Here is a 15,684-nt window from a genome sequence, read left to right on the forward strand (position 1 = left end):
AAATTAAAATCTAAAAAAACTTTAAGTGATAGTATATCTTATGTTTAAATCGTTTTTTACTGTTCATTATAGGGTGTTCATTCTTTTGGGGGCTCGTCGTCCCAAGTTGGGAAAGTGTAAACCAGTTTTAGTTTTGGTTGTCCCAAGTTGGGAAAGTCTAAAATAGTTTTAGTTCTTGTCGTCCCAAGTTGGGAAAGTGTAAACCAGTTTTAGTTTTGTTTGTCCCAAATTAGGAAAGTTTAAAATAGTTTTAGTTCTCGTTGTCCCAAGTTGGGAAAGTGTAAAATGGTTTTTATTTAAGGTTGTCTAGGTTGAGATAGAGTAAGCAATAATTTCTTGATAATATCTTAGATGTTTATAAAAATGAAGATAAAAGTATGTGCACTAATCTTTTAGATTTTCATTTTTAATGACTTAGCCTAGCTGTAATATGGCTGTTAATTAAAAAAAACTATATATTTGTGGTGAAATACACTATTGAAAACTTACTATGATGAAAAATAAATACTATTTTTTTATAAGAATGAAGAAATACGTCTATTCTATTCTGTTTTTTCTTATTGCTCATTTTTCTTTTGGGCAATCTTCATTTATTGATAACACACCTGGAACAAGAAGCTGGCCAGTTCCCGCAGGAGTAACTTCTATTACCGTAGAAGTTTGGGGCGGTGGTGGCGGTGGACAAAAGGCTGCCGTATCATCTTCTAGAGGTGGAGGTGGTTCTGGTGGAGGGTATGTAAAAGCAACCTATCCTGTTTCGTTTGGTGAAACATATGCTTATACAATTGGAACAGGAGGTACTGGTGATTCTGGTGGGAATGGAACTCAAACTTATTTTATAGATGTAAATACAATTAAAGCAGTTGGTGGTAATGGGGCTGGTGCTCAGACAACAGCAACTAATTTATCTGGAATTGGAGCTGCTGCCCCAACTTCAGGTAATGCAGTTGGTGGGTTTGCAGTCTTAGTTAATTCTACTTATGGAGGCAGTGGTGCTAGTGCAGGTACAGGAGGAGGAAATAATTATAGTGGTGGTGGAGGTTCTAGTGCAGGTAATGGAAATAATAATGGGAATAATGCTTCAGGTAGTGCAGGAGGTATTGCCCCAAGTAATGGTTATGTTGGAGGTAATGGTGTAGCTAGTGGTTCTGGAGTTGGTTATGTTGGAGGTATTGGTGCAGGAGGAGGAGGAGGACGAAGAGGTAATAGTGGTTCTTCCGCAGAAGTTGGAGGTGCAGGAGGATCAGGACAAATAAGGATTACTTATACTGCTGTTTGTACGGGTGCTCCAGCAGGTGGCACTGCCAGCCTTTCTCCATCTACGGGTAATCCTAATAGTACTTTTACGGCTTCGGTTACAGGTTCAGTTACAGGTTCGACATATACTTACCAATGGCAATCTGCACCTTCTTCTACAGGTCCTTGGACAAATATTGCAGGAGCTACAAGTTCTGGGGCTACTACTATTACTGCGGTTTCTACTGTCTCAACTACATATTATAGAAGAATGGTTACTTGTACCAATTCTGGGTTAGTGGATTATTCTTCTACGGTTTCTTACACTACAGTACTCACGTATTGTAAGCCTACTTCTTCAAGTCCAAGCTCGTTATATATTCGTGAGTTTCAGTTTTTGGGAACGTTAAATAGTGTTCCTGCTAATACTTCTACATATGCTACAGGTTATCAGGATTTTACTTCTTTAACGCCTGCGCAACAACCTCAGAATGCAGCCATGAACATAACAGCAAAAACCAATGGTACTTCTGGAGGGGCTTGGAAAGCATGGGTAGATTGGAATCGAGATGGAGATTTTGATGATGCTGGCGAGGAAATTTATAGAATGACGGGTTGGACAACTCCTTCCATTACGTTCGGTTTCATTGTACCTTCTACTGCTTTAGGGGTTTATAGATTAAGAATTGGTACTAAGTCATCTGCTTCAAATTTTGCTAATTGTGATACTTTAACCGGAGAGTATGAAGATTATTTGTTTGAAGCGATGGTAGATTGCCCTGCGAAAGTTCTTACAATTAATGATGTACATGCTTTCGATGGAGAAAGATGCGGCCCTGGATCTGTAAGGATATCAGCTACAGGTAATGCTAGTGCGGTAGATTATAAGTGGTATGATAGTATTTATGGTGGAACTTTGCTGGGAACAGGAAACACGTACAATACTCCCTCTATTTCTGCAACCACTACATATTATGTTACTGCTGTCAGTTCTACAGGCTGTGAAACAGCTTATCGTTATCCTGTGGTGGCTAGGATAGATCCCCAGCCAACGGTAACATTTAGTACTAATAAGCCCGCAATTTGTGGAGAAGACGATCCTACTTTGCTAGTTACGGCAGCAGGAGATAAATATCAGGATGTAATTTTTGAAAAATTTGATTCTGGTCTTGGAGCTTTTAACAATGTTGTAGCGGGTGCCTATACAAATTCTTTAGGTTATTGGCTGAATAAGCCCAGTCCTTACATTCCAACGGTGGCTGAAGGGTATGCAGGTACATCACCAGCGTTTTCATCAGGTTATTTTGGAGGGAATTATGCTATCATTAATTCTGATATTTCTAGAACTACAAGTGTTTTAAATTATATGGTGTCTAATGATCTTGATGTAAGTGGCTATATAAATCTGAAATTAGATTTTGATATGTATCATTTTTCAATTGCTGCAAATGATACTCAAGGTTATGTGAAAGTTGAGTATTCTTTGGATAGCGGTGCTAATTGGAATGCTCTCACTACTTTTTTTAATGATGTGGGTAATCCTTTTAACTGGTATAAATTTACTTTTGATATACCTGGAAGTAATTTTACTTCTTCAAAATTTAAAATTAGATTTACTCATTTTTCTGCAGCTGCTTCTGGTGTGTTTTATGAAGCGATTACCACTGTTGATAATGTAAGATTATATGGCTACAAAAATATTACCACGCCTTTTGCTTGGTCTAGTGCTACTACTACATTGTATAAATCAGATTGTGTTTCGGCATTGGGAGGTGCATTAGAATCTACTGTATGTGTAAAGCCAACAGCAACAGAATTAGAAGATGTTAATTGGGCTCTTAATGCGAGTGCTACTTTTAGCAATGGTTGTCCTGCGATTGGAAATTATACTGTTTCTAACGATACTAAAACATGGTTGCAACCTAGTATCATAGATTGGAATTTAGGTGCGCAATGGAAGCCTGCATCTGTGCCAACCATCGCAAAATGTGTTATCGTAAGAACTCCTGTTGTCTTGCCTACAGGTTCTACAGGAACTCACGGTTTGGCAAGAAGTGTTATTGTGAAAGCTGGAGGTAAGCTAGCCGTTGAACCTAAATCTAGCCTTACCATTCAAAATTATATAAAAAATGAAGCTGCAGCTACGGATGTAATAATAGAATCTGATGCTAATTTAATCCAGAACAATAATGCTGCGGTTAATATTGGAGATATAACTGTAAGAAGAAATGCTTTTCTGAAGTATAAAGATTATAACTATTGGGGTGCACCTGTTACAGGGCAAAATGTTAGGAATTTTTCACCTAATACTTTAAGCAGTAAATTTTTAGTTTATAATGAAGCGAATGATTTTTTTGACGGATTATTTGTCCATAATAAGTACCCATATGCTGATGTTAATGGTAATACCATAAGTACTACCCCCACTGTAGATATGGCTACAAATAATTTTATAAATGGCTATGGTTACTGTATTAGAGCTTCTGAGTTTTCATCTAATACAGATAAAACAATTCAGATAGGGGAGTTTAAAGGGATTCCAAATAATGGAATTATAGATGTTTCTATTTTTAAATCTTCAACAGGGCATGGTTATAATCTGATTTCTAATCCTTATCCGTCAAATATAGATTTTGAAGCTTTATATAATTATGGTACAAATAGTAACTTAATATATAATACTGCGTTTTTTTGGACAAATACCAACTTTAATCCGCAGATGCAAGGCTCTAAGTATCCTTCAAATTTGCCAAGTGGAAGGCAAATAGTGAATAATTATGCGGTTTTAAATGGAACAGGAGGTGTAGCAGCTCCTTATGCTACTGGTACAGGTAATAATGATCCTATAGGGAGTGTTTCAAATTGTCTAGAATGTATTACTCCTAATAAGTATGTTAAAGTAGGGCAAGGCTTTATTGTGAAAGCAAAGGCTAGTGGTAAATTGGTTTTTGAGAATGGGAGTAATATTAGGAATAATAACGCTTCCTCCGTTTTTTTTAATAGAATGAGTGTAGCGAGTAAATCGGATGTGAAAGATAGGTTTTGGCTTAATCTAAAAACGCCTTTAGATTTTAATACTCCATTGCTTGTAGGTTATATAAAAGGAGCTACAGATGATTATGATGAAGATTATGACGCAAAATTGTTCATATATGCTGGGGATAGTTTTTATTCTGTTTTTGAAGATGAAAAATTAGCAATACAAGGCAGAAATTATCCATTTAACGAAAAAGATGTTATTGTATTAGGGGCAAGTTTTGGTTTAGAGGGGCAATACGAGATTTCTTTATCTAGCAAAGAAGGTATTTTTGAGAACGGACAGAATGTTTATTTAAAGGATAATTTAACTGGAATGGTTGCGAATCTTTCTGAAGGTAAATATACTTTTCATGCAAATGCGGGAGATTCTGTGGGTAGATTTGAGGTTCAATATAAACCAGCAAATACTCTTGATGTGTCGAATACTGAAAAAGGAAATTTAAAGGTGTATCAAACGAAAAATGAAATTGTTATAGATTCTCCAATTAAAGTGACAGGAGTTAATATATTTGATGCTTCAGGAAAGTTGCTCTATACTAAAAAAGAGAATGAAAATAAAGTGAAAATTAATTCTGTATTCTTCAAATCTGGTGTTTATTTGGTTGAAGTAGAAACGAACCAAGGAAAACAAACAAAAAAAATATTAAAATAAATAGCACTTATTTTTTAATTAGTTCTCCCTATTCGATTAGGGAGAATTTTTTATTTATACCTATAGACTTATAATGAATTGAAAATACTTGAGGTCTTAATTTTATAATTCATTAATTTTTTCTTATTTAAAAAAGATGTTTTAGTGTTTTATTAAAGTGCTAAAATATCTTTTTTTGATGTTCATGCGGTTTGATATTTTGTTTTTACTAAAAAAACTTGTGCCTTATTTTTATGTTTTTTGCATGAAAAGTTAGTTTTAAGAGAGTATAAAGGGTTGGAAGTGCTTTTTTTGAAAATTTAATAAAAAATTAATATTAGTGTAGAATTATGATTTTGCCCTGTTGATGAGGGTTTTCCTTATACTTATTATATATTAGATAATTATAGATGTAATTTATAGATTTTGTATATTATGTTATTGTTAATGATATTAATTTTTTTTGTACTTTTGCAACATGATAACGCAAACTAAAGTTTATTAACACAAAGTAAACTTTAAAAAACAAAATACTAATTCTTCACACAAAGGAATTGGTGTTTTAAAACACAAATACAATGATAACTAAACGATTATTACTACTGCTATTGCTGTGGCCATTTCTTATGTGGTCGCAAACTGATTTGGTGAAATGGTATAATGCCGATTTTACTCCTTCTCTTATAGAAAATCATATCACTGCCTCTAATATTACAACTTCTAATATATCTAAAAGTAATATTGATAGAAATAACAATGATCCTGGAAGTATATTCTATAGTTTTGGAGGTTTTCCAGCTCCTGTTTGGAATAATCCTAATACTTTAGATGCTAATAAGTATATTCAATTTGCAATATCGCCTGAAAATATGTATAAAATAGAGCTAAATAGTTTTAATTTTAATGCGTGGTTTCAGGGAGGAAATGGTCAAATTGAAGTTAGGTATTCTAAAGATCAATCATTTTCAAAATACAGCACACTTTTTTCTGGTTCTTTGTCTGGTAGTTATGGCTCAGGAGATAATAAAGAGTTATCTTTTCCATCTGACATAGTTGTGAATTCTGGTGAAACAATGTATGTTAGAATTTTTGCATTTAATACAAATAATGAGCTTCATATAGAGCATAATAATAGTGGTACTCTTGGTCCAAATTTTAAGGGAAAAGTTAGTCTAATTACGCCAACTGTGGTTAACGCTTATGATGATAAATTTTTAGGGCTTAAGAATCAAAGTATTTCAGCGCTTATTCTTGATAATGACGACTATAAATATACTAGTGCAATTAATGCAATCAATATTACAAAGCAACCAGAGCACGGGACTTTAACAATTAATGGAACGAGTGCCGTAACATATAAACCTAATGCTAACTATGTAGGGTACGATAATTTTTATTATACAATTACAAATGCTGTGGGGGTCTCTAATTCGGCTAAAGTAGAATTACAAGTGATTGATAACTCAAGTTCTACAGAGCAAGTTTTAACAAAATGGATAAATGCTGATTTAACGCCAAAAAATTATGTAACAGGTGTTTCGGGGAATACGCTTACTTCAAAAGGGCTTTCTATGAGTAAAGGGAGCGTATGGCCTTATGATACATTTTCATTGAGTAATTTACCTTCTCCTAAAGTAAATAATGGATATTTGGATGAAAATAATTATTTGGAATTTGCTGTAAAAGCTGGTTCAAGTGATGATTATACTGCACTCTTATCATCATTTAAGTTTGAATATTACATTAATAAAAATAATGATGATGCTAAATTTTCTTTGAGGTATTCAAAAGACGCTAATTTTAAAACAGGCGTATATACCGTTGATATTCCTTCTGTTAAAAAAGAAAAATGGACTTCAGTTAATTTTTCGTTGGACAGTTCTTTAGCGTTCTTGTATCCCGGCGAAGTTTTTTATGTGAGATTATATGTATATAACACATGGAATTCTTTTATGATAAAGTATGATAAAGCTACGGAAGCAGGATCTTCTTTTTCTGGATATGTTTCTCCGTATTATCCTGCGCCTTGTTCTGTTTCGGCCGTTTGGAATGCATCAGGTTGGGTGAATAATGTAAAGCCTGATATTAATAAAAAAGCAATCATCAATGCTGATTATGATACTTTAGTTAATGGCAGTTTTGAGGCTTGTTCTGTACAGGTTAATAAAGGGAAACTTTCGATTTCTAAAGATAAGTATGTTAAAGTAAACAAAACGATAGAAACAACTAATGGAGGTTCTATAGAAGTTCAGTCTGACGGTAATTTATTTCAGTTAGATGGAAGTATAATCAATAGTAGTGCAATTAAGGTTTTGAGAGAAGCATCTCTTAAGTATAAAGATTATAACTATTGGGGAACTCCTGTGTTGGGTCAAAACCTTAAAGCTTTTTCACCAAATACACCTAATAGTAAATTCTATACTTATAGTGAGTCAAAAAATAATTTTACAGTAATTAATCCTACATCTAATAATTTTGTGCCGGGAATGGGATACGCTATTAGAGCTGAAGATAATCTTTCTTCTACTACTTCTATTGTTACTGCTGTTTATACAGGTATTCCAAATAATGGAGATACTTATGTAAATGTTGATAAATCTTCAGTTGGTTATGGGTATAATTTGATAGGTAATCCTTATCCTTCAGATATTAATTTTGATGATTTTTATAATGAAAATAAAAATGTTATTAACAATATTGCTTATTTATGGACCAATGTTAATCCCAATCCCGCAATGCAAGGTTCTGCCTATCCAAGTGGGGGGTATATTAATAATTATGCAATTATAAATGGTAGTGGAGGCGTTCCTGCTGCTAGTCCAGTATGTAATAGCAATGCTGGTAAATGTTCCAATACACCAAGCAATATAATGAGAATTGGACAAGGATTTATAGTACAATCTAAATTGCCTGGAACTAATGCTATCGTTTTTAAAAACTCAATGAGAAAAACGAATGTTAATGCAAAATTTTTTAATAGAGTAGCTTCTAAAACAACTACTGATCAAACGGATCGTTTTTGGCTTCAGCTTACTACTCCTTTAGGTGTAACTAATAAAATTTTGATTGCTTATAAAGAAGAAGCGACTAACGATTTTGAAATTGATTATGATGCGCCACATATGGTAATAGGCTCGGATTCTTTTTATTCAATCCTTAGTGATAAAAAATTAGCAATTCAAGGCAGACATTATCCTCTTTTAAAAGATGATGCTATACCTTTAGGTGCTTCGTTTTATGGAGATGGTACTTATACTATTTCGATGTCTGAGAAAGAAGGTATTTTTGCTAATGGACAAAATGTTTATTTGAAGGATAAATTAACAGGTGTTACCACAAATTTATCTGAAAATTCTTACAGTTTTTCAGCTTCTATAGGACAGGATAATAATCGTTTTGAGATTATTTATGTAAATACTAATTCTACATTAGGAACAGGTAGTAGTACTAAGAATCAATTAGTTGTATATCAAGTTGGTGGTCTTGTTAAAATAGAATCTCCAGAGAATATGAACAAGGTTGCTTTGTTTGATATGGCTGGTAAAGTAGTGTATCAAGATAATGTTTCGGGTAAAACTACTCAGATTAATTCGCAGAGATTAGTTGCAGGTGTTTATATTCTAAATATTCAGTCAGTAAATGGAAAAACATCTAAAAAAATAATAATTAAATAATTTATTATAAAATTTTAGAGCATTCGGCTATCGGATATCTAATGCTTTGATTATTAAAAATTTCAGTTCATTTTATTATAAGTGAACTGTTTTTTTATAAATTGCATTAACTTATTTCTGGTTAGTATTAAAAAAATGATTAAATTATTGATATACAGAATAAATTAATTTATAAATATTATATTTGCCAATAAGATTATAAATAAAAAAGGAATTACTATTTAATGAAAACAATTATTTTAATCATTTTTTTATTTTTCGGAAGTAGAGTTAATGCGCAACAAGAAGACAATGTTTTTCAAAAATCTGAAAATCAAACGACTGGTGTTTCTTCTAAGGGAGATGTAAACGATAATAGGGTTGAAAGTAATACCGGGCCTTCTAATCCTGGAGATATTGACGTAGTTCCAATAGACAATTACATCCTGGTATTAATAATTGCAGGAATTTCTTTGGTGATTTATCAATACAAAAAAAGACAAAAAACCATTCAATAATAATGATAAATCCGAAAGAATAACTTTCGGATTTATTGTAAAATTTTTTTTTATCACATCACTTCATCACCTCATCACTTCATCACCCCATCATCATGTCTTCTGAAAAAAAATCTTTTACCTTCGAAGAAATAAAACAAAAGCTGGTAAATTACTGTGTTTATCAAGACAGATGCCATGCCGAAGTAGAACAAAAGATGAGAGAGTTTCTGCTCATTCCAGAAGCAAAAGAAGAAATTTTACTCTACTTAATAAAAGAAAATTTTCTAAATGAAGAAAGATTTGCCAAAAGTTATGTGCGAGGAAAATTCTACATCAAAAAATGGGGAAAGAATAAAATAAAACTCAATCTTTTACAGAAGGGGATTTCCGAAAAATTAATCTTAAAATCTTTTTCCGAAATCAATCAGGAAGATTATATCAAAGAACTAAAATTGTTAATAGAAAAACTTCAACCCTTGGGGAAAGGATTAAAGGAATATCAAAAAAAACAAAAAATAATAAAAGTGTTACTGTCAAAAGGCTACGAATATGATTTAATTTTGGAAGAATTTGAATAAAGTTTTTTCTTTCTTTAAAGTATTGAAAAAATACAATGTTAGTGGCTGAATAATTTTGTGCTGAAGAGGATGTTTTTTTGTAAAAAAAATGTTAAAAAAGTGTAAATGTTTAAGGATTTAATTAAATTTGTGTCTAGGATTATATGTACAGAAATTACTTTAAAACACTTTTAGATAAACTCCTATCGCTGTTAGGAATTGTTTTGTTATCTCCAGTTTTTATAGTGGTTTTTGTAGTGTTATTTTTTAATAACAAAGGGAAAGTTTTTTTTATTCAAAACAGACCTGGCAAAAATGGCGAAATTTTTAAAATCATTAAATTTAAAACCATGAATGATAAGAAAGATGCGCAAGGCAATCTCTTATCAGATGCAGATAGACTTTCTGTTTTTGGCAAAATCGTTAGAAAAACTTCTTTAGACGAAATTCCTCAACTTTTTAACGTTTTAATAGGAAATATGAGCCTTATTGGGCCGAGACCTTTGTTACCCGAATATTTGCCTCTTTATAATAGCTTTCAGTATAAAAGACATCTTGTAAAACCGGGGATTACGGGTTGGGCTCAGGTAAATGGTAGAAATGCTATAACTTGGCAGAAAAAATTCGAACTAGATGTTTGGTATGTTAATCATTTAAGCTTCTGGTTAGATATTAAAATTATATTTTTAACAATTAAAAAAGTCTTTGTGTCAGAAGGTATTAATGCAGAAGGAGAGGCCACAACAATAGCTTTTAAAGGAAATGAGTAGTTTAGTTTTATATGGTGCTGGCGGTCATGCCAAGGTAATTTATGATATAATGTTATCAAACAATTTATCATTAGAATATTTGGTAGATGATCATCATAATTCTAAAAAATTCTATCATTTTGAAGTGTTTAAACCTCAAAAAGAGCTGCTACAAGGCAAAAAAGTAATTGTAGCGGTAGGAAATCCTTTAACAAGAGAAAGAATAGTTAACGAGATACAGCAATATTGTGATTTTGCAACTTTGGTACATCACAGTTCATTTGTTTCTGGGTTTTCTAAATTGGGCGAAGGTACAGTAGTGATGCCTCAGGCTTGTATTAATGCAGAGGTCAAAATTGGGAAACATTGTATCATTAATACTTCTTCTGTAATAGACCACGATTGCCTTATTGAAGATTTTGTTCATATATCACCAAGTGTAACTTTAGCGGGTAACGTTACCGTAAAAAAAGGGGCTCAGATTGGGATTGGGGCAAGAGTTATTCCAGGAATTACCATTGGTGAAAATGCAATTGTTGGCGCAGGAACGGTAGTGATTAAAGATGTACCAGATGGTGCTACTGTAGTAGGAAATCCGGGGGCTATTATTAAAATTAATGAAAAATGTGATGGAAAATTCTAAAATTTGGCTCTCTTCTCCTCACATGGGAGGAAACGAATTAAAATACATTCACCAAGCTTTTGATAGCAATTGGGTTGCGCCATTAGGGCCTAATGTAGATGGTTTTGAGAAAGATTTAGAACATTTTCTAGGGAAAGATACTCACGTTGCAGCGGTTTCTTCGGGTACTGCAGCGTTGCATTTGGCATTAATTATTTTAGGAATTCAAAAAAATGATTATGTAATCTGCCAATCTCTTACTTTTTCGGCTTCGGCTAATCCAATCATCTACCAAAATGCAATTCCGGTTTTTGTAGATAGCGAACCAGATACTTGGAATATTTGCCCGAATGCTTTAGAAGATGCCATTAAATCTTGTATTGCTAAAGGAAAAAAACCGAAAGCCATTATTGCTGTTTCTATTTATGGGATGCCTTACAAAGCAGATGAGGTGAGAACAATTGCTCAAAAATATGATATTCCTATTGTGGAAGATGCCGCAGAAGCTCTTGGAAGTACTTATAAAGGTGAAAAATGTGGAACTTTTGGAGATGTTTCTGTTTTAAGTTTCAATGGAAATAAAATTATTACCACTTCTGGTGGCGGTGCTATAGTTTTGAAAAATAATGAGTTAAAGAAAAAAGCGATTTTTTTATCAACTCAAGCTAAAGACAATGCTCCTCATTATCAGCATTCTGAAATTGGATACAACTACAGATTGAGCAACATCTCTGCGGGAATTGGACGTGGACAAATGGAAGTGCTAGAACAAAGAGTGCTTCAAAGAATTGAAAACCACCATTTTTATAAAGAAATTTTAACTAAATTTGTTGGAGTTAAATTGTTCTCAGAACCTAATGACGATTTTAAATCTAACCATTGGTTAAACGCAATTTTAATTAATCCTAAAGATACTGATGGTATTGATAGAGAAAATCTAAGACTAGCTTTTGATGAAGTAAATATAGAATCCAGACCGCTCTGGAAACCTATGCACATGCAACCAATTTTCGAAAAAGCAGAATTTTTTGGCTCTAATATCGCAGAAAATCTTTTTAATAACGGATTATGTCTGCCTTCTGGTTCTAATCTATCAGAACAAGACAAAAAAAGAATACAAGTGATTTTAGAAAAAATGTTTATTTCGAAATAATGATTGAGTAATGTGGAAGGGCGTGTACCAAAAGCTAACTTCTGGGGATAATATTCTTAAACTTTCTGGTTTAAGGTATCTTCCTAGATGGTCTGTACTTTTAATTGATATTTTTATTCTATGTATTTCCCTTTCGGCTTCTTATTACATTCTCTATAAAATTAAAGAATTTCCGGTATTTGTTCCTCTGCAATATATGCTGGTAATTATCATCGTTTTGAATGTGATTTTTATGTATTTTTTCAGAACGTATTCAGGCATTATTAGACACTCTTCTTTTATAGATTTACAAAAATATTTTGGGCTTCTTCTTTTACTCTTTTTATATTATTAGCTTGTAAGTATTGTTTTTTATGGTTTTTTAAGGTTAGATTGGTTTATACACCTTTATTATTACTATATTATGTTGTGTCTTTCACTGCATTGTTGGTGTTTAGAATTGTAGTGAAACAAGTTTTTTTATTTTTGGTTCAGCTAAAAAGATCTTCCGAAAAAAAGAGACTTCTGGTTTTGGGTATTTCCAATTATTCGGTTTCTATAGCCAGTGCCATTTTAGATAATTCTAATTTGCCCTACGAAATGGAAGGGTTTTTAACCAAAAGAAACGACTCAAAATATGCCAAACTTTTAGGAAAAAATATTTATACACAAGATATTTTATTGAAAAAAGACAAAGACAGCTTGGGGATAGAAGGGGTTTTACTCATTAAAGAAGTTTTAGATAATGATGAATTAGACGAATGGGTAAATATTTTTCTGGAAAAAGATATTGAAATCTTCCAAGCACCAATGGTGGAAGAATTTAATTTTAATAAAATTGAATCTAACATTACAAATCTTCAAATTGAAGACCTTTTAAATAGGACTCCTATTAAAATTGAAAACGTCGAAATTCTGAAAAGACACCAAGGGAAAATAGTTTTAGTAACTGGTGGTGCAGGTTCCATTGGAAGTGAAATTATAAAACAAGTGGCGCTTTTAGAACCTTCTTTAATTGTTGTTTTAGACCAGGCTGAAACGCCAATGCACGATTTGGAGCTAGAACTTAATGAAAAATTCCCTAATGTAAATTTTAAATTTTTGTTAGGAGATGTGAGCAATTACAGAAGATTAGAACCTGTTTTCCAGAAATATAAATTTTCGGTGGTATATCATGCTGCTGCGTACAAGCATGTACCCATGTTAGAGAAAAATCCTCACGAAGCAGTTTTGGTGAATGTTTTAGGAACTAAATATCTCGCTATTCTATCTTCACGATATAGAGTAGATACTTTTGTGATGATTTCTACAGACAAAGCCGTAAATCCTACCAATGTAATGGGAGCTTCTAAAAGAGCGGCAGAACTTCTAGTACAGGCTTTGCAAGATTTACCGCAAAATGAAACTAAATTTATCACCACAAGATTTGGTAATGTTCTAGGTTCTAATGGTTCGGTAATTCCTTTGTTCAAAAAACAAATTCAGAAAGGCGGTCCCGTTACCATTACGCATCCCGAAATCGTTCGTTATTTTATGACGATTCCAGAAGCTTGTGAATTGGTATTACAAGCTGGTACTATGGGAGATGGTGGCGAAATTTATGTTTTTGATATGGGAGAACCGGTCAAAATTTTGGATTTAGCAAAAAAAATGATAAAATTGTCTGGGCTTGAAGTGGACAAAGACATAAAAATTGTAGTTACTGGTCTTAGACCTGGAGAGAAACTTTATGAAGAACTCTTGAGTGACAATACCAAAACAATGCCTACTCACAATGAGAAAATTTTGATTTCTAAAGACCCTACAATGGAGTTTTCGGAAATTGATATTTTAATTAATAAAATGGTGAAGGCGGCACTGAAACAAAATGAAGACGAAGTAGTTATCTACATCAAACAAATTGTGCCGGAGTTTAAAAGCAGCAACTCCGTTTTTGAAAAACTAGATAAATAACCATAATTATCTGTGTAAATTACATGGAATTAATCATTATTGTACTATTACTTTTTGGTATCGAAGTGCTTTATATTAATTTAGCAACTCGTTTTGGCATTGTAGATAAGCCAAACGAAAGAAGTATGCATGCTCAATTAGTCTTAAGAGGTGGCGGAATTATTTTTACGGCTGCTTTTCTTATGTTTTTAGCTGCAAATAGCATTCTTGAAATTTCTACAATTGTAAATTATTTGGCATTTGGAATCGGTTTTTTTATCATTTCAATGATTAGTTTTTTAGACGATTTAAAATCTGTTTCCTACAAAATAAGATTGGCTGTTCATGCAATAGCAGTATCATTTTTACTGTATTTTTTTACTGGTTTTGCAGAATTTCCAATTTGGATATATCCTTTTCTCCTTTTTTTATTAGTTGGAGTAGTTAATGCCTACAACTTTATGGATGGCATCAATGGAATTACTGGCGTTTATAGTTTAGTTCTGCTTTTTTCGTTGTTATACATCAACAAAGAAATTGTTGCATTTGCAGATGAGAGATTTATTGTTTATCCTATTTTGGCGTGTATCGCCTTTCTTTTTTTTAATTTTAGAAAAAAAGCTAAAATTTTTTTAGGAGATGTTGGCAGCGTTGGTATTGCATTTTGGATAGTTGCTCTGTTAGGATTATTAATCATTAAAACGGACAATTTTAAATGGATTTTATTCCTTTCGGTATATGGTGTGGAGGTTATTTTTACAATTGTAGAAAGGCTATTTTACAAAGAAAATATTCTGAAAGCTCACAATAAGCATCTTTATGACTTGCTAGCCGGAAAATGGAATATAGACCACAGATGGATTAGCATAATTTATGCTTTTATTCAAATTATTATTAATATTTTTGTCCTGAAATTTACAGAAAGCAATTTTGTGTTATTTGTCGTTATATTGCTTCTAACATCTTTGATGTATGTATTTTTCAAATTGTATTTCATCAAAAAAGGACGAAAAAAGAATCATGAAAATTAAAGAAACACCTCTTAAAGACTGTTATATTGTAGAACCAACCATTTTCGAAGACGATAGAGGTTATTTTTATGAAAAATTCAACGAGAAAAAATTCGAAGAATTAACAGGGCTTAACGGGCATTTTGTACAAGATAACGTTTCTAAATCTTCTTACGGCGTTCTTAGAGGTCTGCATTTGCAAAAAGGAGAACACGCACAAGCCAAATTAGTTTCTTGTCTCGAAGGAAGCGTTTTTGATGTAGCTGTTGACCTTAGAAAAGATTCTCCAACTTTCGGAAAATGGTTCGGAATTGAACTTTCTGCAGAAAATAAATTACAGTTTTATGTGCCAAGAGGTTTTGGACATGGCTTTTCTGTGCTTTCTGAAACTGCTATTTTTGCCTACAAATGCGATAATTTTTACAACAAAGAATCCGAAGGTGGCGTTCTTTGGAACGATACAGACCTTAATATCGATTGGAAACTCCCAGCCGATGCCGTAATTCTTTCAGAAAAAGACAAAATTCAACCTACTTTTAAAGAACATAATTTTTAAAATTTAGACTTTTTTTACCTTATATTTAGTATATCTTATCCATAGTTAAAGCATAGCAAAGGCATGG

9 protein-coding genes and 1 pseudogene are annotated in these 15,684 nt (G+C 32.6%); all 10 read left to right on the forward strand.

The window, feature by feature from the left end:
* The first annotated feature begins 523 nt into the window (after nucleotides 1-523).
* Entirely contained in the window at nucleotides 524-4,927 is a 4,404-nt protein-coding gene (locus tag QM746_RS05360; RefSeq protein WP_414983270.1) for a GEVED domain-containing protein, read from the forward strand.
* A gap of 557 nt (nucleotides 4,928-5,484) precedes the next feature.
* Nucleotides 5,485-8,580: an Ig-like domain-containing protein gene (locus QM746_RS05365; RefSeq protein WP_414983271.1), complete on the forward strand. Its 3,096-nt coding sequence runs from the start codon at nucleotides 5,485-5,487 to the stop codon at nucleotides 8,578-8,580.
* Nucleotides 8,581-8,804: 224 nt separating this feature from the next.
* Entirely contained in the window at nucleotides 8,805-9,077 is a 273-nt protein-coding gene (locus QM746_RS05370) for a hypothetical protein (RefSeq protein WP_414983272.1), read from the forward strand.
* A 95-nt stretch (nucleotides 9,078-9,172) separates the two neighbouring features.
* A complete protein-coding gene (locus QM746_RS05375) occupies nucleotides 9,173-9,637 on the forward strand; it encodes a regulatory protein RecX (RefSeq protein WP_414983273.1) in 465 nt (154 codons plus the stop codon).
* Nucleotides 9,638-9,780: 143 nt separating this feature from the next.
* On the forward strand, nucleotides 9,781-10,386 hold the full coding sequence (locus QM746_RS05380; protein WP_414983274.1) for a sugar transferase: 606 nt from the start codon (nucleotides 9,781-9,783) through the stop codon (nucleotides 10,384-10,386).
* Entirely contained in the window at nucleotides 10,379-11,008 is a 630-nt protein-coding gene (locus QM746_RS05385; RefSeq protein WP_414983275.1) for an acetyltransferase, read from the forward strand. The genes QM746_RS05380 and QM746_RS05385 overlap by 8 nt, the downstream gene beginning before the upstream one ends.
* Complete coding sequence (locus QM746_RS05390) at nucleotides 10,995-12,140, forward strand: aminotransferase class I/II-fold pyridoxal phosphate-dependent enzyme (protein WP_414983276.1); 1,146 nt, start codon at nucleotides 10,995-10,997, stop codon at nucleotides 12,138-12,140. The genes QM746_RS05385 and QM746_RS05390 overlap by 14 nt, the downstream gene beginning before the upstream one ends.
* Nucleotides 12,141-12,150: 10 nt before the next feature.
* A pseudogene (locus QM746_RS05395) lies at nucleotides 12,151-14,072 on the forward strand (polysaccharide biosynthesis protein).
* A gap of 23 nt (nucleotides 14,073-14,095) precedes the next feature.
* A complete protein-coding gene (locus QM746_RS05400) occupies nucleotides 14,096-15,082 on the forward strand; it encodes an MraY family glycosyltransferase (RefSeq protein WP_414983277.1) in 987 nt (328 codons plus the stop codon).
* Nucleotides 15,072-15,617, forward strand: coding sequence for a dTDP-4-dehydrorhamnose 3,5-epimerase (rfbC, locus tag QM746_RS05405; RefSeq protein WP_414983278.1), 546 nt, complete (start codon nucleotides 15,072-15,074; stop codon nucleotides 15,615-15,617). The genes QM746_RS05400 and rfbC overlap by 11 nt, the downstream gene beginning before the upstream one ends.
* Nucleotides 15,618-15,684 lie beyond the last annotated feature (67 nt).

This window comes from Cloacibacterium sp. (assembly GCF_047601505.1).
Classification (GTDB): Bacteria; Bacteroidota; Bacteroidia; order Flavobacteriales; family Weeksellaceae; genus Cloacibacterium.

Excerpts from the sequence above, each read along its gene's own strand:
- QM746_RS05375 (WP_414983273.1), top strand. The coding sequence starts at position 9,173 with ATGTCTTCTGAAAAAAAATCTTTTACCTTCGAAGAAATAAAACAAAAG.
- rfbC (WP_414983278.1), top strand. The coding sequence starts at position 15,072 with ATGAAAATTAAAGAAACACCTCTTAAAGACTGTTATATTGTAGAACCA.
- QM746_RS05385 (WP_414983275.1), top strand. The coding sequence starts at position 10,379 with ATGAGTAGTTTAGTTTTATATGGTGCTGGCGGTCATGCCAAGGTAATT.
- QM746_RS05365 (WP_414983271.1), top strand. The coding sequence starts at position 5,485 with ATGATAACTAAACGATTATTACTACTGCTATTGCTGTGGCCATTTCTT.
- QM746_RS05370 (WP_414983272.1), top strand. The coding sequence starts at position 8,805 with ATGAAAACAATTATTTTAATCATTTTTTTATTTTTCGGAAGTAGAGTT.
- QM746_RS05390 (WP_414983276.1), top strand. The coding sequence starts at position 10,995 with ATGGAAAATTCTAAAATTTGGCTCTCTTCTCCTCACATGGGAGGAAAC.
- QM746_RS05380 (WP_414983274.1), top strand. The coding sequence starts at position 9,781 with ATGTACAGAAATTACTTTAAAACACTTTTAGATAAACTCCTATCGCTG.
- QM746_RS05360 (WP_414983270.1), top strand. The coding sequence starts at position 524 with ATGAAGAAATACGTCTATTCTATTCTGTTTTTTCTTATTGCTCATTTT.
- QM746_RS05400 (WP_414983277.1), top strand. The coding sequence starts at position 14,096 with ATGGAATTAATCATTATTGTACTATTACTTTTTGGTATCGAAGTGCTT.